General features: G+C 54.7%; 23 protein-coding genes. 19 read left to right on the top strand and 4 right to left on the bottom strand.

All coding sequences use genetic code 11. The features are described 5' to 3' along the window. Positions 1-5: 5 nt before the first annotated feature. From paaD to paaY, 10 genes are all read left to right on the top strand, one after another. On the top strand, positions 6-506 hold the full coding sequence (gene paaD / locus SK33_RS14240; protein WP_003030841.1) for a 1,2-phenylacetyl-CoA epoxidase subunit PaaD: 501 nt from the start codon (positions 6-8) through the stop codon (positions 504-506). Positions 507-513: 7 nt separating this feature from the next. After that, a complete protein-coding gene (gene paaE / locus SK33_RS14235) occupies positions 514-1,584 on the top strand; it encodes a 1,2-phenylacetyl-CoA epoxidase subunit PaaE (protein WP_048219091.1) in 1,071 nt (356 codons plus the stop codon). Then, positions 1,581-2,348, top strand: coding sequence for a 2,3-dehydroadipyl-CoA hydratase PaaF (gene paaF / locus SK33_RS14230; RefSeq protein ID WP_048219090.1), 768 nt, complete (start codon positions 1,581-1,583; stop codon positions 2,346-2,348). Before paaE ends, paaF begins: the two co-directional genes overlap by 4 nt. Before the next feature lie 2 nt (positions 2,349-2,350). Beyond that, positions 2,351-3,139 (top strand): 2-(1,2-epoxy-1,2-dihydrophenyl)acetyl-CoA isomerase PaaG, encoded by a 789-nt coding sequence (paaG, locus tag SK33_RS14225; protein WP_032949037.1) that lies wholly within the window; start codon positions 2,351-2,353, stop codon positions 3,137-3,139. Positions 3,140-3,142: 3 nt separating this feature from the next. Next, entirely contained in the window at positions 3,143-4,561 is a 1,419-nt protein-coding gene (locus SK33_RS14220; protein ID WP_048219089.1) for a 3-hydroxyacyl-CoA dehydrogenase, read from the top strand. Continuing rightward, the gene (paaI, locus tag SK33_RS14215; protein WP_048219088.1) at positions 4,554-4,976 is read left to right on the top strand and encodes a hydroxyphenylacetyl-CoA thioesterase PaaI; all 423 of its coding nucleotides are present in this window, start codon (positions 4,554-4,556) and stop codon (positions 4,974-4,976) included. The genes SK33_RS14220 and paaI overlap by 8 nt, the downstream gene beginning before the upstream one ends. Then, a complete protein-coding gene (pcaF, locus tag SK33_RS14210; protein WP_048219087.1) occupies positions 4,976-6,181 on the top strand; it encodes a 3-oxoadipyl-CoA thiolase in 1,206 nt (401 codons plus the stop codon). The genes paaI and pcaF overlap by 1 nt, the downstream gene beginning before the upstream one ends. A gap of 28 nt (positions 6,182-6,209) precedes the next feature. Beyond that, positions 6,210-7,526 carry a phenylacetate--CoA ligase PaaK gene (gene paaK, locus SK33_RS14205; RefSeq protein WP_048219086.1) on the top strand — a complete coding sequence of 439 codons (1,317 nt, stop codon included), beginning with the start codon at positions 6,210-6,212 and terminating at the stop codon, positions 7,524-7,526. A gap of 158 nt (positions 7,527-7,684) precedes the next feature. After that, positions 7,685-8,611 (top strand): phenylacetic acid degradation operon negative regulatory protein PaaX, encoded by a 927-nt coding sequence (paaX, locus tag SK33_RS14200; RefSeq protein ID WP_161799265.1) that lies wholly within the window; start codon positions 7,685-7,687, stop codon positions 8,609-8,611. 11 nt (positions 8,612-8,622) lie between these two features. Beyond that, positions 8,623-9,219: a phenylacetic acid degradation protein PaaY gene (gene paaY / locus SK33_RS14195; protein WP_044711783.1), complete on the top strand. Its 597-nt coding sequence runs from the start codon at positions 8,623-8,625 to the stop codon at positions 9,217-9,219. Positions 9,220-9,241: 22 nt separating this feature from the next. Here the strand turns inward: paaY and fhuE are convergent, their stop codons facing one another. Beyond that, positions 9,242-11,428, bottom strand: a complete 2,187-nt coding sequence (gene fhuE, locus SK33_RS14190) for a ferric-rhodotorulic acid/ferric-coprogen receptor FhuE (protein ID WP_048219085.1) — start codon at positions 11,426-11,428, stop codon at positions 9,242-9,244. A 349-nt stretch (positions 11,429-11,777) separates the two neighbouring features. Here fhuE and hinT point away from each other — a divergent pair, with 349 nt between their 5' ends. The 8 genes from hinT (at position 11,778) to SK33_RS14150 (ending at position 17,824) form a co-directional block, all read left to right on the top strand. Beyond that, on the top strand, positions 11,778-12,137 hold the full coding sequence (gene hinT / locus SK33_RS14185) for a purine nucleoside phosphoramidase (protein WP_003030826.1): 360 nt from the start codon (positions 11,778-11,780) through the stop codon (positions 12,135-12,137). Positions 12,138-12,139: 2 nt separating this feature from the next. Beyond that, complete coding sequence (locus tag SK33_RS14180) at positions 12,140-12,514, top strand: YcfL family protein (protein ID WP_003030823.1); 375 nt, start codon at positions 12,140-12,142, stop codon at positions 12,512-12,514. Positions 12,515-12,527: 13 nt separating this feature from the next. Next, positions 12,528-13,169 carry a penicillin-binding protein activator LpoB gene (lpoB, locus tag SK33_RS14175; protein ID WP_003846732.1) on the top strand — a complete coding sequence of 214 codons (642 nt, stop codon included), beginning with the start codon at positions 12,528-12,530 and terminating at the stop codon, positions 13,167-13,169. After that, positions 13,150-13,974, top strand: a complete 825-nt coding sequence (gene thiK / locus SK33_RS14170) for a thiamine kinase (protein ID WP_003841846.1) — start codon at positions 13,150-13,152, stop codon at positions 13,972-13,974. Before lpoB ends, thiK begins: the two co-directional genes overlap by 20 nt. A 10-nt stretch (positions 13,975-13,984) precedes the next feature. Further along, positions 13,985-15,010 carry a beta-N-acetylhexosaminidase gene (nagZ, locus tag SK33_RS14165; protein WP_048219083.1) on the top strand — a complete coding sequence of 342 codons (1,026 nt, stop codon included), beginning with the start codon at positions 13,985-13,987 and terminating at the stop codon, positions 15,008-15,010. 21 nt (positions 15,011-15,031) lie between these two features. Next, positions 15,032-15,574 (top strand): alpha/beta hydrolase YcfP, encoded by a 543-nt coding sequence (ycfP, locus tag SK33_RS14160; protein ID WP_003030817.1) that lies wholly within the window; start codon positions 15,032-15,034, stop codon positions 15,572-15,574. Between the two features lie 237 nt (positions 15,575-15,811). Then, positions 15,812-17,116 carry an NADH-quinone dehydrogenase gene (ndh, locus tag SK33_RS14155; protein WP_003030815.1) on the top strand — a complete coding sequence of 435 codons (1,305 nt, stop codon included), beginning with the start codon at positions 15,812-15,814 and terminating at the stop codon, positions 17,114-17,116. Between the two features lie 168 nt (positions 17,117-17,284). Continuing rightward, positions 17,285-17,824 (top strand): glycine zipper 2TM domain-containing protein, encoded by a 540-nt coding sequence (locus SK33_RS14150; protein WP_032936150.1) that lies wholly within the window; start codon positions 17,285-17,287, stop codon positions 17,822-17,824. 57 nt (positions 17,825-17,881) lie between these two features. On the opposite strand, the gene SK33_RS14145 is transcribed toward SK33_RS14150, so the two are convergent. Continuing rightward, positions 17,882-20,062 (bottom strand): TonB-dependent siderophore receptor, encoded by a 2,181-nt coding sequence (locus SK33_RS14145; protein ID WP_046670504.1) that lies wholly within the window; start codon positions 20,060-20,062, stop codon positions 17,882-17,884. Positions 20,063-20,317: 255 nt separating this feature from the next. After that, positions 20,318-20,953 (bottom strand): TetR family copper-responsive transcriptional repressor ComR, encoded by a 636-nt coding sequence (gene comR, locus SK33_RS14140; protein WP_003030812.1) that lies wholly within the window; start codon positions 20,951-20,953, stop codon positions 20,318-20,320. Between the two features lie 243 nt (positions 20,954-21,196). On the opposite strand from comR, the gene bhsA reads away from it, so the two are divergent. Beyond that, positions 21,197-21,454, top strand: coding sequence for a multiple stress resistance protein BhsA (bhsA, locus tag SK33_RS14135; RefSeq protein ID WP_003030810.1), 258 nt, complete (start codon positions 21,197-21,199; stop codon positions 21,452-21,454). Positions 21,455-21,540: 86 nt separating this feature from the next. Here the strand turns inward: bhsA and ldtC are convergent, their stop codons facing one another. Then, positions 21,541-22,506 carry a L,D-transpeptidase LdtC gene (gene ldtC / locus SK33_RS14130; RefSeq protein WP_003030809.1) on the bottom strand — a complete coding sequence of 322 codons (966 nt, stop codon included), beginning with the start codon at positions 22,504-22,506 and terminating at the stop codon, positions 21,541-21,543. Positions 22,507-22,640 lie beyond the last annotated feature (134 nt).

Below are 22,640 nucleotides of genomic sequence, written 5' to 3'. Positions count from 1 at the left end.
TGGCTATGCAACGTCTCGCCGCAATCGCACCCCCGGAGGTTCGTACCGTCTGGGGATTGTTAAGCGCCATTCCAGACCCGGAAGTGCCAGTGCTGACCATTACCGATTTGGGGATGGTACGCCGGGTTGAACGCCTCGGCGACGGCTGGGTGATTGGCTTTACGCCAACCTACTCGGGCTGCCCGGCTACCGAGCACCTGTTGGGTGAGATTCGTACGGTGATGACCACGCATGGCTACACGCCGGTACATATTGTGCTACAGCTCGACCCGCCGTGGACCACCGACTGGATGAGCCCTGATGCCCGCGAGCGTTTGCGCCAGTATGGTATCAGCCCGCCGCATGCCCATGCCTGCCACGCCGGCGAGATGCCAAAGGATGTGGTCTGCCCACGCTGCGGCAGCACCCACAGCTCACTGATTAGTGAATTCGGTTCCACGGCCTGTAAAGCGCTGTATCGCTGCGATAGCTGCCGTGAACCCTTTGATTACTTTAAATGTATTTGAGGCTGCGATGACAACATTTCATTCGCTTACCGTGGCAAACGTTGAGCCGGAAACCCGTGATTCGGTCACCATTACCTTTGCCATTCCCGACGCGCTGCGTAGCGTGTACGCCTTCTGTCCGGGCCAGCACCTGACGCTGAAAACCCGCCTGGGCGGGGAAGAGTTACGCCGCTGCTACTCCATTTGCCGCAGCCATTCGCCGTCAGAAATCAGCGTGGCGGTCAAAGCCATCGACGGCGGCCGTTTCTCCCGCTATGCCCAGCGCGATATTCATCAGGGTATGGAATTTGAGGTGATGGTGCCGCAGGGGCACTTTGGCTACCAGCCGCAGGCCGAGCGTGAAGCGGAATATCTGGCGATTGCCGCCGGTTCCGGCATTACGCCGATGATGGCGATTATTGAAGCGACGCTGGCGACCGAACCGGCCAGTCAGTTCACCCTGATTTACGGCAACCGCAGCAGCCACAGCATGATGTTCCGTCAGGCGCTGGCCGACCTGAAAGACCGCTACCCGCAGCGTTTGCAGGTGGTGCATCTGTTCAGCCAGGAGTCGATGGACAGCAACCTGCTGCAAGGGCGCATTGACGGCGACAAGCTGCATGCGCTGGGCAAAACGCTGCTTGATTTCAGCCGTTTTGATGATGCGTTTATCTGCGGCCCGTCGGCGATGATGGACGAAGCCGAAGTGGCGCTGCGTGAACTGGGCGTGCCGGAAAAATCTATTCACCTTGAGCGCTTCAATACGCCGGGCACCAGCGTGAAACGCGCCACCGGCGTGCAGGCTGAAGGCCGCACGGTGACTATTCGCCAGGACGGCCGCGATCGCCTGATTTCGCTGAACGCCGAAGATGACAGCATTCTTGATGCGGCGCTGCGTCAGGGCGCAGACCTGCCGTTTGCCTGTAAAGGCGGCGTCTGTGCCACCTGTAAATGCAAAGTGGTGCAGGGCGAAGTGGCAATGGCCGCCAACTATAGCCTGGAAGCCGATGAAGTGGCGGCGGGCTATGTGCTGAGCTGCCAGGCGCTGCCCAAAAGCGCGGATGTGGTGGTCGACTTTGACGCGCGGGGGACGGCATGAGCGAACTGCTGATTACCCGTCATGACCGTGTGCTGCAACTGACCCTGAACCGTCCGCAGGCGCGTAATGCGTTAAACAACGCGCTGCTGACGCAGATAGCCGACGCGCTGGAAAGTGCGGCTGCAGACGCCTGCGTGAGCGTCTGCGTGATTAGCGGTAACCCGTGCTATTTCGCTGCCGGTGCCGATCTCAACGAAATGGCGGAAAAAGACTTGCCCGCCACCTTCGACGATATTCGTCCTCGTTTGTGGGCGCGCATCGATGCCTTCAACAAGCCGCTGATAGCGGTGGTGAACGGCTATGCGCTGGGGGCGGGCTGCGAGCTGGCGCTGCTGTGTGATCTGGTGATTGCCGGCGATAACGCCCGTTTTGGCCTGCCGGAGATTACTCTCGGCACCATGCCGGGGGCGGGTGGTACGCAGCGGCTTATCCGCAGCGTTGGTAAAGCGCTGGCGAGCCGGATGGTGCTGAGCGGCGAAAGCATTGACGCCGAACGCGCACAGCAGGCTGGGCTGGTGAGCGACATTCACCCGGCGAACCTCTCTGATGAATATGCCTTGAAGCTGGCTGCAAACATCGCTCGCCACTCGCCGCTGGCGCTGCGTGCGGCAAAGCAGTCGCTGCGTCTGGCGCACGAGGTGAGCCTTCAGGCCGGTCTTGTACAGGAACGCCAGCTGTTTACCGTGCTGAGCGGCACCGACGACCGCCGTGAAGGTATCGCCGCTTTTTTACAAAAACGTACCCCGGAATTTAAAGGACGCTAATCGTGGAAGCTTTCATTCTCAGCGAAGTGGAACAGGGCGTCATGACCATCACGCTGAACCGCCCGGACCGACTCAACAGCTTTAATGACGTGATGCACCAGCAGCTCGCCGACTGCCTGAAACAGGCCGAACGTGACGACACCATTCGCTGCCTGCTGATTACCGGTGCCGGTCGCGGTTTTTGCGCCGGACAGGATCTGAATGACCGTAACGTTGACCCAAGCGGCCCCGCGCCGGATCTGGGCATGTCGGTGGAACGCTTTTACAACCCGCTGGTGCGTCGTTTAGCCGCGCTGCCGAAGCCGGTTATCTGCGCCGTTAACGGCGTGGCCGCCGGGGCGGGTGCAACGTTAGCGCTGGGCTGCGATATCGTGCTGGCCGCGCGTTCGGCGAAGTTTGTGATGGCCTTCAGCAAGCTTGGCCTGGTGCCGGACTGCGGCGGTAGCTGGCTGCTGCCCCGTGTGACCACCCGCGCTCGCGCCGTAGGTTTACTGATGCTGGGCGATAACCTCAGCGCCGAACAGGCCGCGCAGTGGGGGATGATCTGGCAGGTGGTGGATGACGCTGAACTGAAAGACACCGCGTTAGCCATGGCGCGTCATTTTGCTACGCAGCCGACCTATGGGCTGGGGTTAATTAAGAAAGCTTTGCAGCTTTCCGAAACCAATACGCTGGATCAGCAGCTTGAGCTTGAGCGCGACTACCAGCGCATGGCCGGTCGCAGCGACGACTATCGCGAAGGTGTCAGCGCCTTCCTCGCCAAACGTCAGCCACAGTTCAGCGGGAAATAAGCCATGAGCCAGACTCTTCACACCGTCGCCGTGATTGGCGGCGGCACCATGGGGGCCGGGATCGTCGAAGTGGCGGCCAGTGCCGGACACGCGGTGCGGCTGTATGACATTTCGTCTGAGGCGATTACCCGCGCTATCGACGGCATTGCCGAGCGCCTCAACGCCCGCGTTAGCCGCGGCAAAGTCAGCGCCGAGCAGGCGCAGGCGCTGCTGGCACGCATTACGCCAGCAACCGAATTAACACAGCTAGCCGATGCGCAGTTAGTAATTGAAGCCGCGTCCGAACGTCTTGAGATTAAAAAGGCGCTGTTCAGCGAGCTGGCAGAGATTTGCTCGCCGTCGACGCTGCTGACCAGTAATACCTCGTCTATCTCCATTACCGCCATTGCGGCGGGCATTAAGCACCCGGAACGGGTGGCGGGGCTGCATTTCTTTAACCCGGCGCCGGTGATGAAGCTGGTCGAGGTCATCAGCGGCCTTGCCACCTCCACGGAAGTGGTGGAGCAGCTTTGCCAGTGCGTGAGCGCCTGGGGCAAACAGCCGGTACGCTGCCGCTCCACGCCGGGCTTTATCGTCAACCGCGTGGCGCGCCCGTTCTACGCCGAAGCCTGGCGCGCGCTGGAAGAGCAGGTGGCATCCGCGGAAGTGATTGACGCGGCGCTACGCGACGGCGGCGGTTTCCCTATGGGGCCGCTGGCGCTGACCGACCTTATCGGTCAGGACGTCAACTTTGCCGTTACCTGTTCGGTATTTAACGCCTTCTGGCAGGATCGCCGCTTTCTGCCGTCTTTGCTGCAACAGGAGCTCGCTCTGGCGGGGCGTCTGGGTAAGAAGAGCGGACACGGCGTCTATCGCTGGCCTGTTGAAGTATCGCCTGATCTGGCTGTTGCAGCGGTAGTGCCTGAAAATGCAGCAAAAAACATTAAGTGTGACGTTGTCACTGAACTGGATGATGTGCTGCTGCTGGAAACCACTGGTGAAACCGCGTTGGCTTTAAGCGTGCAGCATCAGCGCCCGGTGGTGGTTTATGACCATGCGGCGGGCGACACGGTCGTACTGGCGAGCGCGCAAACCAATCCACAGTCGGCAACCGACAAAGCGGTGTACTACTTCCAGCAGCAGGGCAAAAAAGTGCTGCGTATTGCCGACTATCCAGGGCTTTTGGTATGGCGCACGGTAGCGATGCTGGCGAACGAAGCGCTGGATGCGGTGCAAAAAGGCGTTGCTAACGCGGATGATATCGATACCGCCATGCGGCTGGGTGTCAACTACCCACGCGGCCCGATTGCCTGGGGTGAATCGCTTGGCTGGGGGCGCGTGCTGCGCCTGCTGGAAAACCTACAACAGCACTACGGCGAAGAACGCTATCGCCCAAGTGCGCTGCTGCGCCAGAAAGCGCTGATGGAGATGCGTCATGAGTAATGAAGCCTGGCGCAACGCCCGCGCCATGTACGAGAAAGATACCTGCGCCCGCGCACTGGGCATCGAGATTATCGAAATGGATGAAGGCTATGCGCAGATGACGATGGCGGTGCTGCCATCGATGCTCAACGGCCTCCAGACCTGTCACGGCGGGCAGCTGTTTTCGCTCGCGGACACCGCCTTTGCCTACGCCTGTAACAGCCAGGGGCTGGCGGCGGTGGCGTCGGCGGCGAGCATCGATTTCCTGCGCCCGGCCTTCACTGGCGATCTGCTGACCGCCACCGCGCGGGTGAAACAGCAGGGCAAGCTGACCGGCGTTTACGACATTGAGATTGTTAATCAACAGCAAAAAACCGTTGCCCTGTTTCGCGGAAAATCGCACCGCATCGGCGGCACGATTACAGGAGAAGTCTAATGCGTGACGCATTTATTTGTGACGGTATTCGTACCCCGATTGGTCGCTACGGCGGGGCGCTGGCAGGCGTGCGTGCCGACGATCTGGCGGCCATTCCATTGCGTGAATTACTCAACCGCAACCCACACCTGGATGCCAGCGTTATTGACGATGTGATCTTCGGTTGCGCCAACCAGGCGGGCGAGGATAACCGCAACGTGGCGCATATGGCGACCCTGCTGGCGGGTTATCCGTACGGCGTGTCCGGTACCACCATTAACCGCCTGTGCGGCTCTGGTCTGGACGCAATTGGCTTTGCCGCGCGGGCCATTAAAGCGGGTGATGCGGACCTGATGATTGCCGGTGGCGTGGAGTCCATGTCCCGCGCGCCGTTCGTCATGGGCAAGGCCACCGCGCCGTACCAGCGTCAGGCGGAAATGTTTGATACCACCATCGGCTGGCGTTTTGTGAACCCGCTCATGCAGCAACAATTTGGTACTGACAGCATGCCGGAAACGGCAGAGAATGTAGCCGAATTGTTAAATGTAAGCCGAAGGGACCAGGACGCCTTTGCGTACCGCAGCCAACAGCGTACGGCGAAAGCGCAGCGCGACGGCATTCTGGCGCAGGAAATTGTGCCGGTGCAGATTATTGGTAAGAAAGGTGCGGTCAGCGCGGTGCGTGAAGATGAACATCCGCGTGCAGAAACCACTTTGGAGCAACTGGCCTCGCTGAAAACCCCGTTCCGCAAGGGCGGCGTGGTGACGGCGGGCAATGCTTCCGGTGTCAATGACGGTGCTGCGGCGCTGATTATCGCAAGCCAGCAGCAGGCCGCCGCGCAGGGCTTAACGCCACGTGCGCGCATCGTCGCCATGGCGACCGCGGGCGTTGAGCCGAAGTACATGGGGCTTGGGCCGGTTCCGGCGGTGCGTAAAGTGCTGGAGCGCGCCGGGCTGAATATTAACGATATGGATGTAATTGAGCTGAATGAAGCCTTTGCCGCCCAGGCGTTGGGAGTGATGAGACAGCTTGGACTGGCAGATGATGCAGAACACGTAAATCCCAATGGGGGGGCTATCGCTTTAGGTCACCCGCTGGGGATGAGCGGTGTGCGGTTAGCGCTGGCCGCGACGCTGGAGCTGGAACGACGCAATGGACGCTATGCGCTGTGTACGATGTGTATTGGCGTGGGTCAGGGCATTGCCATGATCCTTGAGCGAGTGTGAGCTAATTGACCTGCGAGTACCCTACAACATGACAACTACAACAAAATTAGATCCAATTGAAACCGCATCGCGTGACGAATTAGTCGCTCTGCAGACCGAGCGCCTGAAATGGACGTTAAAACACGCCTATGAAAACGTGCCGATGTACCGCCGCAAATTTGATGCGGCGGGGGTTCACCCGGCTGATTTCCGTGAGCTGAGCGACCTGAGCAAATTCCCGTGCACCACCAAGCAGGACCTGCGCGATAACTATCCGTTTGATACCTTCGCGGTACCGATGGAGCAGGTAGTGCGTATCCATGCGTCATCCGGTACCACGGGTAAACCGACGGTGGTGGGCTATACGCAAAATGATATCGATACCTGGGCTAACATCGTCGCCCGTTCGCTACGTGCCGCAGGCGGTACCGCGAAAGATAAAATCCACGTCGCTTATGGCTATGGCCTTTTCACAGGCGGACTGGGCGCACACTACGGCGCGGAACGCTTAGGGGCAACGGTGATCCCGATGTCCGGCGGCCAGACCGAGAAACAGGCACAGCTGATCCGTGATTTTAAGCCCGACATGATCATGGTTACGCCATCCTACTGCCTGAACCTGATTGAAGAGCTGGAGCGCCAGATGGGCGGTGACGCGCGCGGCTGTTCGCTGCGTACCGGTGTCTTTGGCGCAGAGCCGTGGACAACGGGGATGCGCGCGGAGATCGAACGTCGCCTCGGTATTACGGCGCTCGATATTTATGGCCTGTCGGAAGTGATGGGACCGGGCGTGGCGATGGAGTGCATCGAAACGGGTGATGGTCCGACAATCTGGGAGGATCATTTCTTCCCGGAAGTGGTCAATCCGGATGACGGTACGCCACTGGCTGACGGTGAGCACGGCGAACTGCTGTTCACCACGCTGACGAAAGAAGCGCTGCCGGTCATTCGTTATCGTACCCGCGACCTGACGCGCCTGCTGCCGGGAACCGCGCGCACGATGCGTCGTATGGATCGCATTAGCGGGCGCAGCGATGACATGCTGATTATTCGCGGCGTCAACGTATTCCCGTCTCAGGTGGAAGAAGAGATCCTCAAGATTGATCATCTGGCCCCGCATTATCAGCTTGAAGTGGATCGCCGTGGCCATCTTGATTCACTTTCGGTACGCGTGGAGCTTAAAGAGAGTAGCCTGGTGCTAAGCCACGAGCAGCGCTGCCAGATTTGCCATCATCTGCGTCATCGCATTAAGTCGATGGTCGGCATTTCAACGGATGTCAGCATCGTCAATTGCGGCAGCATTCCACGCTCCGAAGGCAAGGCCTGCCGCGTGTTTGACCTGCGTAAAGCTGCCGCCAACGGCTAAGTCTCGTCGGCCTGATAAGCGTAGCGCCATCAGGCACAATGGCGCAACGCTGCCGGATGGCGGCGTTGCCTTATCCGGCCTACAAACTCCTGGCGTATCGCTGATCTATTCCTGTGCTATGATTCAAAAAGCACAAAAAAGACAACAGTATGAATCATATGGAAAAGCTCGATAGTTTTATTCAGCAGGCGGTAACCGCAATGCCGGTCAGCGGCACCTCGCTTATCGCCTCGCTTTACGGGGACTGTTTATCGCAACGCGGTGGAGAAGTCTGGTTGGGTAGTGTTGCCGCGCTGCTGGAAGGGCTTGGCTTCGGTGAGCGTTTTGTACGTACCGCACTGTTTCGCCTTAATAAAGAAGAATGGCTGGACGTGGTACGTATCGGCCGACGCAGTTTCTACCGACTGAGCGATAAAGGGCTACGCTTGACGCGTCGCGCCGAGAGCAAAATCTACCGTGCCAGCGCCCCTGAGTGGGACGGTACCTGGCTGCTGCTGCTCTCCGAAGGGCTGGAAAAAAACACCCTCGCCGAAGTTAAAAAGCAGCTGTTATGGCAAGGTTTTGGCGTACTGGCGCCGAGTCTGCTGGCGTCACCATCGCAAAAGCTGGCGGACGTCCAGTCGCTGCTCCATGAAGCTGGGGTGGCGGAAAACGTCATCGTTTTTGAGGCGCATTCGCCGTTGGCGCTCTCCCGCGCCGCGCTGCGTGAGCGGGTAGAAGGGTGCTGGCACTTAACCGAACAAAATGCCATGTACGAGGCGTTTATCACTCTGTTCCGTCCGTTGTTACCGTTGCTGCGTGACGTCGGGCCGGACGAACTTACGCCAGAGCGCTGCTTCCAGATCCGCCTGTTGCTCATTCACCTTTATCGTCGGGTTGTGCTCAAAGATCCGCTGCTGCCGGAAGAATTGTTGCCTGCTCACTGGCTAGGGCAGACGGCGCGTCAGCTGTGTATTAATATTTATCAACGTGTTGCGCCCGGCGCCCAGGTTTTCGTCAGCGAAAAAGGCGAGAGCTCGGTGGGGGAACTACCCGCGCCAGGGCCGCTCTATTATCAACGCTTCGGCGGATTAGCCGAGGCGTAACAGGAGAAGCCATGCCGATTTACCAGATTGACGGGATGATCCCGGTAGTTCCTGCGGAAAGCTATGTTCACCCAACCGCAGTGCTGATTGGCGATGTCATTCTCGGCAAAGGTGTTTATGTTGGCCCCAATGCCAGCCTGCGCGGAGATTTTGGGCGTATCGTGGTTAAAGATGGGGCGAATATCCAGGATAACTGCGTGATGCACGGATTTCCCGGCCAGGATACGGTGGTGGAAGAGGACGGACATATCGGCCACGGAGCGATTCTGCACGGCTGTGTGATAGGGCGTAACGCGCTGGTTGGCATGAGCGCGGTGATTATCGATGGCGCGACCATCGGTGAGAACAGTATCGTTGGTGCTTCGGCGTTTGTGAAAGCGCGCGCCGAGATGCCTGCCAACCATCTGATTGTCGGCAGCCCGGCGAAAGCGATTCGCATGTTAACTGAGCAGGAGCTGGTGTGGAAAAAACAGGGCACTCGTGAATATCAGGTGCTGGTTGAGCGCTGCCAGAAGACGCTGGCAGAGGTGCAGCCGCTGACTGCGGTAGAACCCGACAGAAAGCGGCTGGAGTTTGATGAGAATTTGCAACCCAAGTCAGCGGGTTAGCAATTTTACGCAATACCTGGTGTCAGAACTGATAGCTTGCGGTGATGCTGACGTTGCGCGGCTCACCATAAACGATAGAACCGTCGATATTCGTGTCGTAGGTTTTATCGAACAGGTTATTGAGGTTACCCTGCACTGAGAAGTTTTTTGTTACCTGGTAACGGGTGAACAAATCTACCAGGGCGTAGCTTCCCTGTTCCGCGCGGAATGTGCCATAAGGCGTGACCGTATCGCTGTAAACACGATTCTGCCAATTGACTCCGCCGCCTACGGTCAGTTCCGGCATGGCTGGCAGGCGATAACGGGTGAACAGTTTTACCGTGGTCCGTGGCAGGTTAGGGTTTACAGCATTGCCTTCGTTGTCTTCAGCAACATAGCGTGTCGCGCCAAACGTCATCTGCCAGTTATCGGTGATCGCACCGTTAATTTCGAATTCGACCCCTTTGCTGACTGTACCATCCATCGCTTTAAAGGCCGTATCGCCATTGCTACCGGCGATTGGCACGCCGGTTGATTGTGCTACGTTATCCTGTTCAATGCGGAACACCGCGAGCGTGGTGGTTAAACGGCTGTTCATCCAGTCGGACTTCAGGCCAAGCTCATAGTTGTTGCCGGTAATCGGAGAGAGATATTTACCGGAACTGTCGCGCTTGTTCTGCGGCTGGAAGATTGAGGTATAGCTGGCGTAGGTAGACCAGTTGTCGTCAATGTCATACACCAGGCCCGCGTACGGGGTGGTGTGGTTTTGCTCCATACTGTAGGTCAGGGTGTCGATACGCCAGTTGGTATAACGCGCGCCGACAATCAAATGCAGTGGGTCGGCCAGCGAAATACGCGTTGCGGCGTACAGCGATTTCATGTGCGTGGTATCGTCCTGAGCCAATGACTGCGGGTTCCAGTTGGTTTCCGGGAAGTTACCATCGTAGGTATAGAAGCTGCCGATTTCGTTGGGGAAAACGTTCGCCCACGAGCTTTCATAACGGTTATTCTGTTTACTGTAGCTGCCGCCCAGCATCAGATTATGCTGACGACCAAACAGATCGTAACCGCCGTCGGCAAATAGATCGACAGCATCCACTTTACGTTTGCCGCTGTTCCAGCCGGTTCCTCCGACGTAGTCATATCCCGGACCATAGTTGCCATATGGGCCAATCAGCGTGCCGTCGGCCTTATTAACATAGGCATCGACGTACATCATTTTACTGTCGAACTTGACCTCGGAGTGGGTGGCGTTCATGGTCGCCTGCCAGGTATCGGCAAAACGTTGTTTGATGGTGACAAACACTTTGTTGAAGTCTTTATCGTTGTAAGCCCAGTCCGGCGCAGTGCTGCGCGAACGGTCATAGCTGTTTTTACTGCCATCGGTATTCCAGCGCGGTAATCCACCCCAGGTTGGGCTGTTGATATCAATGCGCTGGTATTCATAACCTGCAGACAGGCTGGTGGTGTCACCCAAATTGGCATCGACAATCCCGGAGAAGAACATTTTTTCGCTATTGTAGCGATCAAGCCAGGAGTCGTTATTCTGGTAACCCGCCACGATGCGACCGCGCACATTGCCGTCTGCCGTAAGCGGGCTTTGCAGATCGGTCACATAGCGTTGTTTGTTCCAACTGCCATATTCTGCAGAAACATTACCGGTGAACTCGCGGCTGGTGGCATGCTTACGGATCATGTTAATAGAGGCTGAAGGGTTACCCGTCCCGGTCATCAGTCCGTTTGCACCACGGACCACTTCGACACGCTCAAAAAGGGCGGTGTCGGAAAGGGCGTCACCGAGATTCCAGCGGGATTCAAAATAGGTCGGGATCCCATCGACCATATAGTTATCAATCTGAAATCCGCGCGAGTAATAGCTGCTGCGATCGGAATCCGCCTGGCTTTTGCTTATCCCCAACGTGTTGTCCATCACATCGCCCAGCGTTTGCAACTGCTGATCTTCCATGCGCTGCTGGCTGACAATGCTGACCGATTGCGGAATATCGCGCTGTGTCATCTGCATTTTTGTGCCCGCCGTCGTCGATTTAACGCTGTAATCCTGTTCGTCGCTGGATGCGGCTGGAGCAGAACCCTCCACGATCACTGTCTCTTCAGCAGGGGCTGCGAGGCTGGTGGAAGGTAAAAGCGCTAGCGTAATGCAGGCTGCCAGCGCAGAAGGGGCAAGCCCCGGTTGGCGTTGAATATTCCCGTTGAGTGTTGTGAAAGACATCGAAAAGTCCTTGATAATTATTAATATTAAGTTCGAATCACCGGTAGTTGTGATGAGCCCTTTGGTTGTAAATTATTAAATGCGCATGTAAATACAAATGCGAAATATACGCATTAGCACTTAATGTGTAAGCGGATGCTACGACATAAATGAAATATTGTTTCAGTACTATGCTTGAGCAATAGCGCTGGGAAATGGTTATAAGAGCAGCATTGACTGGGGTTTTCGCTTAAAAAATCGAGGGTTAAAGTTGAAAGAGCGTGAGTAACTCGCTCATACTCTATACTCGCAGAGTTACCCGGCGTAGCATGGCAAAACGCTTGGGCTGTTAATGAAAAAGGAAAACGTCGTGGCAGAAGAAACTATATTCAGCAAAATTATCCGTCGTGAAATTCCGTCGGATATCGTATACCAGGATGAACTGGTCACTGCGTTTCGTGATATTTCCCCTCAGGCACCTACGCATATTCTGATCATTCCTAACATCCTGATCCCAACCGTCAACGATGTGACGGCTGAACATGAACAGGCATTGGGCCGCATGATTACCGTTGCAGCGAAAATTGCTGAGCAGGAAGGCATTGCTGCAGATGGGTACCGCTTAATCATGAACACCAACCGCCACGGGGGTCAGGAGGTGTATCACATTCATATGCATCTGCTGGGTGGCCGTGCGCTTGGCCCAATGCTCGCGCATAAAGGTCTGTAGGCATGATCAGAGGATGCATTGCACTTTCACTGGGCTTGCTGCTACTGGCGGGTTGTCGAACACACCCAGAAATTCCGGTAAGTGATGAACAGTCGCTGGTGATGGAGTCAACGATTCTGGCGGCAGGTATAACAGCAGAACAGCCCACGTTAACCACGTCTGATATTCAGGCCTCGGCATCCTCGCGACTCTATAACGAAAGACAAGAACCCGTCACCGTTCATTATCGGTTTTACTGGTATGACGCCAGAGGACTGGAAATGCATCCTCTGGAAGCGCCGCGCAGCGTGACTATCCCGGCTCATTCGTCGGTGACGCTGTACGGCAGCGCCAATTTTCTGGGGGCGCACAAGGTTAGACTTTATCTTTATTTGTAAGGGGTGAATCTTGATGATCAAAATGAATCGCTACGCACTGATTGCCGCGCTGGCGATGTTTCTCTCTGGCTGTGTGGTGCAACGAGAGCCCGCACCGGTAGAGGAAGTCAAGCCGGTGCCGGAACAGCCTGTGCAGCCGCAACAGCCGGTGCCGGTAGTGCCAACGGTGCCAACCATACCGCAGCAGCCGGGTCCGATTGAGCACGAGGACCAAACGGCGCAGCCGACGCCACGTCAACGTCATTATGACTGGAACGGGGCTATGCAGCCGATGGTCGGAAAAATGCTGCAGGCTGACGGCGTAAAAGCGGGCGGCGTTCTGCTGGTTGATAGCGTGAATAACCGCACCAACGGCTCGCTGAACGCGGGTGAAGCCACCGAAACCTTACGTAATGCTCTGGCGAATAACGGTAAGTTTACTCTGGTTTCCGCTCAGCAACTGGCAGTCGCCAAGCAGCAGTTAGGTCTGTCGCCGAACGATAGCCTGGGAACGCGCAGTAAAGCGATTGGTATCGCCCGTAACGTTGGCGCGCAGTATGTGCTTTATTCCAGCGCATCCGGCAACGTCAATTCGCCTGCGCTGCAAATGCAATTAATGCTGGTACAAACTGGCGAGATAATCTGGTCAGGTAAAGGTGCCGTTCAGCAACAATAACAGACTCACGCGCGGCGAAGTGTTGTCGCGCTATTTCCCGCAGTATCATCCCGTCGCAGCCAGCCAAACTGGCCTGAGCGGCGGGAGCTGCATCATTGAGCATCATTCTCACCGGCTGGTACTGCGTTGTCATCACGACCCTGATGCGCCGGAATCGCATTTCTTACGCCAATATCATGCGTTAAAACACCTGCCAGAAAACCTTGCGCCACGTCCTCATTTTTATACGCGTGGGTGGATGGCCGTCGAGTTTTTTCACGGTAAGGTAGAATCCAGATTACCGGACGCCGACGAACTCGCAGGCTTACTGTATCATCTGCACCAGCAACCCAGATTGGGCTGGCGAATCAGCTTGCTGCCGCTACTTGAACAGTACTGGCAGTGTGGCGATCCGGCGCGTCGTACACCATGCTGGCTGCGCGCGCTGAAGCGGCTGAGGAAACGAGGTGAGCCTCGACCTTTGCGTCTGGGGCCGCTGCATATGGATGTTCACGGTGACAACATCGTACGCACAGCCTCAGGGCTGCGGCTGATTGACTGGGAATACGCCGGAGACGGTGATATTGCCCTGGAGCTGGCGGCGGTATGGGTCAGCGATGAATCCCAGCACCAACAGCTGGTTAGCACCTACGCTCAACGAGCGCACATTGAGCCAGACGTTTTGTGGCGACAAGTCAGACAATGGCAACCCTGGATAATGATGCTGAAGGCGGGGTGGTTTGAGTATCGCTGGCGGCAAACCGGCGATAGACAATTTATCAGGCTGGCCGATGAAACCTGGCGGCAGCTAACAATGAAAGGATAAGGAGAGCAGTGTGGGCCCAGTAATGTTGGATGTCGAAGGGTATGAGCTGGACGCAGAAGAGCGTGAGATTCTGGCGCATCCGCTGGTAGGTGGGTTGATCCTCTTTACCCGAAATTATCATGACCCGGAACAGCTGCGTGAATTAGTGCGACAAATCCGGACTGCGTCACGTAACCATCTGGTGGTGGCGGTAGATCAGGAAGGCGGACGCGTACAGCGCTTTCGAGAAGGCTTTACTCGCCTGCCTGCGGCTCAATCGTTTGCCGCGCTGCACGGTCTGGAAGAGGGCGGCAAACTGGCTCAGGACGCCGGATGGTTGATGGCCAGCGAAATGATCGCGATGGACATTGATATCAGCTTTGCACCGGTACTGGATGTGGGCCATATCAGCGCCGCAATCGGCGAGCGTTCTTACCACGCCGATCCGCTAAAAGCATTGGCGATGGCGACCCGCTTCATTGACGGTATGCATGCCGCAGGCATGAAAACGACCGGTAAACATTTCCCTGGTCATGGGGCCGTGACGGCGGATTCACACAAAGAAACCCCAACCGATCCTCGCTCAGAAGCCGAGATTCGTGCGAAAGATATGTCCGTGTTCCAGACGTTGATTACTGAGAACAAACTGGATGCCATTATGCCTGCGCATGTCATCTACAGTGATGTAGATCCGCGTCCGGCGAGTGGCTCACCTCACTGGCTGAAAACGGTGCTGCGCCAGGAGCTTGGCTTCGATGGTGTCATTTTCTCCGACGATTTGTCGATGGAAGGGGCGGCGGTTATGGGAAGCTATGCCCAGCGTGGACAGGCATCGCTGGATGCAGGTTGCGATATGATCCTGGTCTGCAATAATCGTAAGGGAGCGGTCAGTGTGTTAGATAATCTGTCGCCGATCAATGCAGAACGTGTTACACGTTTGTATCATAAAGGTTCATTTTCACGTCAGGAACTGATGGATTCGGCACGCTGGAAGACGGTAAGCGCTCAGCTAAACCAGCTTCATGAGCGCTGGCAGGAAGAGAAAGCAGGTCATTAACGCAAGTTTGGCGAGGATGCGATGATTATCTATTTACACGGTTTTGACTCTAACAGCCCGGGCAACCATGAGAAGGTGTTGCAGCTGCAATTCATCGACCCGGATGTCAGGCTGATTAGCTACAGTACGCGGCATCCCAAACATGATATGCAGCATCTGCTAAAAGAAGTGGACAAAATGCTACAGCTGAATGTGGATGACCGTCCGCTGATTTGTGGTGTGGGGCTCGGGGGATATTGGGCTGAACGGATTGGTTTTCTGTGTGATATTCGTCAGGTCGTGTTTAATCCTAACCTGTTCCCGTATGAGAATATGGAAGGCAAAATTGACAGACCTGAGGAGTATGCAGACATCGCAACAAAATGCGTGACCAATTTCCGCGAAAAGAATCGCGATCGCTGTCTGGTTATCCTGTCGCGTCATGATGAAGCGCTCAATAGCCAGCGTTCGTCGGAAGAGCTGCATCACTTTTACGAGATAGTCTGGGACGAAGAGCAGACGCATAAGTTTAAGAATATCTCTCCGCATTTGCAGCGCATCAAAGCGTTCAAGACGTTAGGTTAATCCTTATTGAGTGCGTAAAAAACCAGCCATCGGGCTGGTTTTTTTGTTCTTAAAGTTCCGGTTGTCTATCTTTTCAGCATCAAAACTTGATACACATCAATTTTGGTATGACCAATGCACCGTTCGTGTTATTCTCACTCTCGAAGAACATTTTCATTACTGTAACTTGTTGTTAATTAAGAGCTATATTAATAACTTTTAATTAACAATTGGTTAATAAATTTGAGGGGGTTCACGTTGACTACACCATTGAAAAGGATCGTGATTGTCGGCGGCGGTGCTGGCGGACTGGAAATGGCGACGCAGTTGGGTAAAAAACTCGGGCGTAAGAAAAAGGCCAAAATCACACTGGTAGACAGAAACCACAGTCATTTGTGGAAACCGTTACTGCATGAAGTGGCGACGGGTTCACTGGATGAAGGCGTGGATGCGCTGAGCTATCTGGCACATGCCCGTAACCATGGCTTCCAGTTTCAGTTAGGTTCGGTGATAGATATCGATCGTGAAGCGAAGACCATTACTCTCGCTGAGCTGCGCGATGAGAAGGGGGATCTGCTGGTTCCTGAGCGTAAAGTGCCGTATGACACGCTGGTGATGGCGTTGGGCAGTACCTCCAACGATTTCAACACTCCTGGCGTGAAAGAAAACTGCATTTTCCTCGATAACCCGCATCAGGCGCGTCGTTTCCACCAGGAGATGCTGAATCTGTTCCTGAAGTATTCCGCGAATCTGGGCGCTAACGGAAAAGTGAATATCGCCATTGTGGGCGGTGGTGCGACGGGGGTTGAGCTCTCCGCTGAGCTGCACAATGCGGTAAAACAGCTGCACAGCTATGGTTACAAAGGGCTGACCAACGATGCGCTGAACGTTACGCTGGTGGAAGCTGGCGAGCGCATTCTGCCTGCGTTGCCGCCGCGTATTTCCGGTGCTGCGCATAATGAGTTAACCAAACTGGGCGTACGCGTACTGACCCAGACGATGGTCACCAGCGCTGACGAAGGCGGACTGCACACCAAAGATGGCGAATACATTAAAGCCGACCTGATGGTGTGGGCGGCGGGTATCAAAGCGCCAGACTTTATGAAAGACATTGGCGGTCTCGAAACGAACCGTATTAACCAACTGGTGGTTGAGCCAACTCTGCAGAGCACGCGCGATCCTGACGTGTACGCGATTGGCGACTGCGCTTCCTGCGCGCGCCCGGAAGGGGGTTTTGTGCCTCCGCGCGCTCAGGCAGCACACCAGATGGCGACCTGTGCGATGAACAATATTCTGGCACAGATGAACGGCAAGCCACTGAAAGCGTATCAGTACAAAGATCACGGCTCTCTGGTCTCGCTCTCTAACTTTTCTACCGTGGGTAGCCTGATGGGCAACCTGACCCGTGGTTCGATGATGGTGGAAGGGCGTATTGCGCGCTTTGTATACATCTCACTGTACCGCATGCACCAGATTGCTTTACACGGCTACTTCAAAACCGGCCTGATGATGCTGGTCGGCAGTATCAACCGGGTGATTCGCCCGCGTCTGAAACTGCATTAATATCGACTTGTGGCGCCGGATGATTTTACGCATCCGGCGCCTTCCTTCAGAGTTCTCCGAATCATCCTGCGTTCGTGCCTCATCCTGCTATTTTCATCCGTAATCTGATTGGCATTCCTTACCTTCTGTTGCAAAGTTGTTGCTAATAGCAAAAAAGGAGGAAGTCCCGTGAATAAATCAATGTTGGCGGGTATAGGGATTGGCGTAGCTGCTGCGCTGGGTGTTGCAGCAGTGGCCAGTCTGAACGTTTTCGAGCGTGGCCCACAGTATGCGCAAGTTGTCTCTGCAACACCGATTAAAGAGTCGGTAAAAACACCGCGTCAGGAGTGCCGGAACGTAACTGTCACGCACCGTAAGCCGGTACAAGATGAAAACCGTATTGCGGGTTCCGTATTGGGTGCGGTTGCGGGTGGCGTTATTGGCCATCAGTTTGGCGGCGGACGTGGTAAAGATATTGCTACCGTGGCCGGGGCTTTAGGCGGCGGCTATGCAGGTAATCAGATTCAGGGTTCGATGCAGGAAAACGATACTTACACCACCACGCAGCAGCGTTGTAAAACGGTGTATGACAAATCTGAAAAGATGCTGGGCTACGACGTGACGTACAAAATTGGCGATCAGCAGGGGAAAATCCGTATGGATAAGGACCCCGGCGCGCAAATTCCGTTGGATAACAACGGACAGTTGATACTGAATAACAAAGCGTAAAATAGCATTATCCTGAACATTAGCCCCCCATTCGCTCAGGCTGGGGGGCTTTTTTTATCAGAAGGTTAAGGCATAGTTCAGACCAAAGGTGCGGCCCCGGCCCTTGTACTCATACAGTGACGGACTGCCGTAGGTTGGGCTGTACAGCAGTGGCGCACGTTGTCCCCACAGCGTGGTGTACTCTTCATTCAGCAGGTTTTCCACGCTAAAGGTCAGCTTACCCAACGGGAGCTGATAGCTGCCGATAAAGTCCATGGTGTTATAGCCATCCAGCTTATTGCCGCTGGCGTCGGTCAGATCAAATGTTTGCTGGCTCTGTACGCGTAAGGTCCACGGTTCTGGTGCCCAGCCGACCCACGCGGTTGCTTTCGACGGTGAGGCCAGAGTCACATCCCATTTTTGCCATTTACCGTTCTGTTTCACTTCCGATTTAATGACATTGAAGTTGCCGCCCAGGCTCCAGTCCGTATCCGCAATGAAATAATCCACCGCGCCTTCAAGGCCATAAATGCGGCGATCGTCGGGTTGAACGTTAATGGTCATATCGCTGCGGTTGATAACGATCGATTTATCCGAAGTCGAGTAGTAAGCGGCCAGTTGCGTGCGCAGACTATCGCCGGTGTAGCGCCATCCCAGTTCGTACGAGTTAACTTTAATCCCTTCCAGACGTGAATCCGCCACGTTGACGCTGCGCTGGAGCTGGTAATGATCGCCAACCAGCGAATAGGTGCCGTTACCGTAATATTTCCCTGGATCCGGAAGCTCCACGCCCTGAGAGAAATTAAACCACGTTTGCTGACGGTCAGTCAGATGGGCGAGGATACCGGCGTTGAACAGGAAATTATCGTAATCGGTTTTGCCGCCCGGAATGGTATCGGCAGAGTTCGCAAGCCCGGTCGCGATTCCCTGCTGTTGAGCATAGCCAACGAAATCATCAACCCTGTTTTCGGTCCATTGATAGCGCACGCCGCCGCTGAGGGTAAAGATGTCGTTAATGTCATAGCTGTTTTGCAGGAAAGGCGCAAAGTTGGTGATGCTGTAACCGGGGTAACGCCCGGTGGTATAAGCGGTGCGGTTATCCATGCCGCCGGAGGGCAGGGACCAGGCCAGATCGAAGAATTTCTGATTGGAATCGAAGGTCTCGTGATCGGCATCGATACCCCACGTCAGCTCCCAGTTATCCATCAACTGGCTGTTGAGGGTAATTTTGGCGCCAAACTGGTCTGTGTCCTGCTGAGATGCGGAGAAACTGGTGACCTTACCTTTGCTGAGCGTCGGGAAAGGATAGAATTTCAGCGATTCGTCGCGGTAATAGATTTGGCTGACCAGGTTCTGGCCGAAAAAATCCGCATCTGAATATTGCAGGCTGATCAGATGACGTTCGGTTCCGGGAATACGATCGGAATTCAGTCCGCTGCTGGTATAAGCTTTACCGTTTCCGGTTACGGCGGACATGTTCTCGCCGAGATCCAGCCCGTAATCATCATCCCCCTGGCTCTTGTAATACTGTGTAACCAGTTGCAACTGACGGTTGTCGTCAAGTTCAATCGTCCCGGTGCCCATCACGTCCAGACGATCGGAGTGCTGTAGCCCGGTTTGGGTGTTATCCAGCAGCAGGGCATCGTGATTACCATCATACCAGCCGCCAAATCGTTGATACGCGACGGACATACGCCCGGAAGCGCGATCTGTTCCTCCACTCACCGCCGCGGCAACGCGTTCATCATGATCGTTACTGTTGTTGAAGCCGCTTTTGCTCCCCAGTTCGAGTTCTACTTCACGCTCCGGCTGGCCTTTTTTGGTGACGATGTTGATTAATCCGCCGGTACTGCCACCGCCATAAAGTGAGGTTGCGCCTGAAATGACTTCAATGTGCGCAATGTTAAACGGGTCAATGGAGTCAAGCTGACGGCTGTCGGTTCGCGAGGAGTTCAGACGGACACCGTCAATGAGCACGACAATGGCGCGACCACGCATGTTCATGCCGTAGTTTGTACGCCCCTGGCTACTGACATCGATTCCTGGGATTAACTGAGCAAGAACATCCTTGAACTCTTTCCCCCCCTGAACCTGTTGTTCAATCTCGCTTCCTTCAATAACCCAGGTCGTTTGCGCCATTTCTGCCACGGTGCGTTGGCTACGGTTGGCGCTGACGATGAGGTTCTCTTCCTCAGCCGCAATGGCCGGGAGGGTTAAAGACAACAGGAGAGGATTGAGCACCCAGAGACGCTTATTCATTTGTATTCCTTTTAAAAAGAGTCGATCTGTTTTTGTTATGGCGGTAGAGAAACCGATGGTTACATTGTGAAACAGGCATTAAAACAAATGCGAATATTGCTGATAACAATTGTCGTTATCAATACCCTTTACAAAAAATGATCGGATAACACGATGAAAACAATGAGAAATGTAGGGACAATGGAACGGGAATCTAACCGGGGGCTTTATCAGCTCCCGGGGGTGTTAGTACAGCGGGGGAATTGCGGGAAAGGGTTAAGCTTTGACGAGTTCGGGCCACAGCCGCAGGGTGGTACGTGCGATCTGCATCAGTTTTTCAAACGTTGCACCTTCACGGGCGCTGATCGACATACCTTGTAAAATACAGTTCAGGTATTCAGCCAGTTTTTGCACGTCACAGTAGGCGGGGATTTCACCTCGTTGCTGACGTTGATGAAGAAACTGAGTAAGCGTCTGTTCCTGCATTGCATGGCGGGATTTCACCGTGTGCGCAATATCACGGGAAGAGGCTGCCAGCGTCGCAGAAGTGTTAATCATGAAACATCCCGCCGGGGTGTCCTTGCTGGTAAAGCAGGTCGCTATGGCGGTGAAATAGTCTTCCAGTGCGGACTCAAGGCTTTTTTCTTCACAAAACAGTTGGGCTTCGTGTTTCGCCGCAAAGCGGGTGATGTAGCGGTCCAGTACGGCACGGAACAACCCTTCTTTATTGGTGAACTCCGCATACAGCGTGGGCGCTTTTGCGCCGGTAGCTTCTACGAGATCGGCGAGCGAGGTCGCTTCATATCCGTGCTGCCAGAAGAGTGTCATGGCCTTATCAAGCGCGGCTTCCCTGTCGAACACTTTTGGTCGGCCACGGCTTTTTTTTGCACAACCTGTCGTTTCAGTTGTCATGGCGCCGATGTACCTTTGTTGGGTTTATTGAACAACCATTATAAAAATATTCGACTGCACACTCCAGCGGATTCACGATAAAAATAAATTATAGCTATTGGCATGAAAAATAAGACCTTTATATTTTATATAACGATCATTATAAAAAAGTATTGACGTGTGACCTGGATCACATCTATGATTTACCTATCGATCGTTAAGTTAATCTTTTCGACACCCATTCATCTGCTAAAGGTCACTATCATGAAAAACGTAAAAACCCTGTTTGTTGCTGCTGTTCTTAGCTCACTGTCATTTGCAAGCTTCGCCGCTGTTGAAGTTCAGTCCACACCTGCGGGTCAAGAGAAAGTCGGTACTATTTCTGCGAATGCGGGGACTAACTTAGGTTCACTGGAAGACCAACTGGCGCAGAAAGCCGATGAGATGGGTGCGAAGTCTTTCCGTATTACTTCCGTTACCGGTCCTAACACCCTTCATGGGACTGCTGTTATCTACAAATAAGATTTAACCCATCGCAATGCCACTGCGAGTTAAATAAAAAACCCCCGCGGAATAAAATCCAGCGGGGGTTTTTTAATACGCTACGTTTACAGCGGTTGTTGAGCAACGTCGTGATGACGGGTCACATCGACCGGCATGCCTGAGCGAATCTCCATCGCATGATCCATGACGGCGGTATCTGTTTGCGCCGAATTTTTAAATGTCTGCATGGACGCGTTCAGCACGATTGGCAACAGTTGCGGGTCGTCATTGATTTTTTCGGACAGCGGCTGATGTACTTCTACTAGCCGCACGCCGTTAGGCTCAACGGATGCTTTGATCGGCGTATTGATAATATTGACCTTAGTTCCGGGCGTTACCTGACGGAACAGGGTTTCGATATCACCGTCGCGCAGACGAATACAGCCGGAACTGACGCGCATGCCGATGCCAAAGTCAGCATTGGTGCCGTGCAGCAGATAAACGCCGCCGTATGCCGCTAAGCGAATTGCATGATGGCCCATCGGGTTATCCGGACCGGCAGGTACAACGGCAGGCAGGTCAATTCCGTTTGCTTTGTATCGCGCGCGGATATTTGCCGTCGGCGTCCAGGTGGGGTTGGCGCGTTTATCAGAAATGGTGGTTACCATCGTAGGCGTCAGCGTGTCACCACCTAACTGACCAATACCAATAGGATAAACGGTCACCGAATTGGTCCCCGGCTGGTAATAATAAAGACGCAGTTCGGCGAGGTTGATAACAATACCTTCGCGCGGGGCGTCAGGTAGCAGAGTTTGTAACGGTATAGTCAGCACGCTGCCCGGACGTGGTACGTAAGGGTCAACGCCGGGGTTGGCCTGCAGCAGCGCTAAAAAGCCGACATTATATTTTTTCGCAATCGCCTCCAGAGAACCGCCATTGTCTTCAACAACGTGAACGGTATTCTGGCCCACCAGACGGCTTCCCGGCGGTGGCAGCGGCCAGGTGTTTGCCTGAGCCGGAAGTGCTAACGCGAAGGTCGCTGCCAGCGTAAAAAACGCGAGCCAGCGAGAGAGTCGTTTATTGTTTAACATCACCATAAATCCATTGTTTTTACGTGGTTTTTATTATGTAAAAGTAAACGAGAATTATGGCGGTTTGCTGTGTCTGGAAGTGCAGGGAAGTGCAAAGAGTTTGTAAATTCATCAGGCTGGGTGAGTGGTGTGCT

It is taken from the genome of Citrobacter sp. MGH103, assembly GCF_001034475.2.
Classification (GTDB): domain Bacteria; phylum Pseudomonadota; class Gammaproteobacteria; order Enterobacterales; family Enterobacteriaceae; genus Citrobacter; species Citrobacter freundii.
This window is presented reverse-complemented; position numbering and strand designations above follow the sequence as displayed.

Bases quoted from the DNA above. Each gene is read 5' to 3' on its own strand.
- SK33_RS14220 (WP_048219089.1), top strand. From the start codon at position 3,143: ATGAGCCAGACTCTTCACACCGTCGCCGTGATTGGCGGCGGCACCATG.
- paaK (WP_048219086.1), top strand. From the start codon at position 6,210: ATGACAACTACAACAAAATTAGATCCAATTGAAACCGCATCGCGTGAC.
- fhuE (WP_048219085.1), bottom strand. From the start codon at position 11,428: ATGTCTTTCACAACACTCAACGGGAATATTCAACGCCAACCGGGGCTT.
- SK33_RS14145 (WP_046670504.1), bottom strand. From the start codon at position 20,062: ATGAATAAGCGTCTCTGGGTGCTCAATCCTCTCCTGTTGTCTTTAACC.
- ycfP (WP_003030817.1), top strand. From the start codon at position 15,032: ATGATTATCTATTTACACGGTTTTGACTCTAACAGCCCGGGCAACCAT.
- paaD (WP_003030841.1), top strand. From the start codon at position 6: ATGCAACGTCTCGCCGCAATCGCACCCCCGGAGGTTCGTACCGTCTGG.
- lpoB (WP_003846732.1), top strand. From the start codon at position 12,528: ATGATCAAAATGAATCGCTACGCACTGATTGCCGCGCTGGCGATGTTT.
- paaX (WP_161799265.1), top strand. From the start codon at position 7,685: ATGGAAAAGCTCGATAGTTTTATTCAGCAGGCGGTAACCGCAATGCCG.
- paaY (WP_044711783.1), top strand. From the start codon at position 8,623: ATGCCGATTTACCAGATTGACGGGATGATCCCGGTAGTTCCTGCGGAA.
- pcaF (WP_048219087.1), top strand. From the start codon at position 4,976: ATGCGTGACGCATTTATTTGTGACGGTATTCGTACCCCGATTGGTCGC.
- paaF (WP_048219090.1), top strand. From the start codon at position 1,581: ATGAGCGAACTGCTGATTACCCGTCATGACCGTGTGCTGCAACTGACC.
- paaE (WP_048219091.1), top strand. From the start codon at position 514: ATGACAACATTTCATTCGCTTACCGTGGCAAACGTTGAGCCGGAAACC.
- bhsA (WP_003030810.1), top strand. From the start codon at position 21,197: ATGAAAAACGTAAAAACCCTGTTTGTTGCTGCTGTTCTTAGCTCACTG.
- ldtC (WP_003030809.1), bottom strand. From the start codon at position 22,506: ATGTTAAACAATAAACGACTCTCTCGCTGGCTCGCGTTTTTTACGCTG.
- SK33_RS14180 (WP_003030823.1), top strand. From the start codon at position 12,140: ATGATCAGAGGATGCATTGCACTTTCACTGGGCTTGCTGCTACTGGCG.
- comR (WP_003030812.1), bottom strand. From the start codon at position 20,953: ATGACAACTGAAACGACAGGTTGTGCAAAAAAAAGCCGTGGCCGACCA.
- paaI (WP_048219088.1), top strand. From the start codon at position 4,554: ATGAGTAATGAAGCCTGGCGCAACGCCCGCGCCATGTACGAGAAAGAT.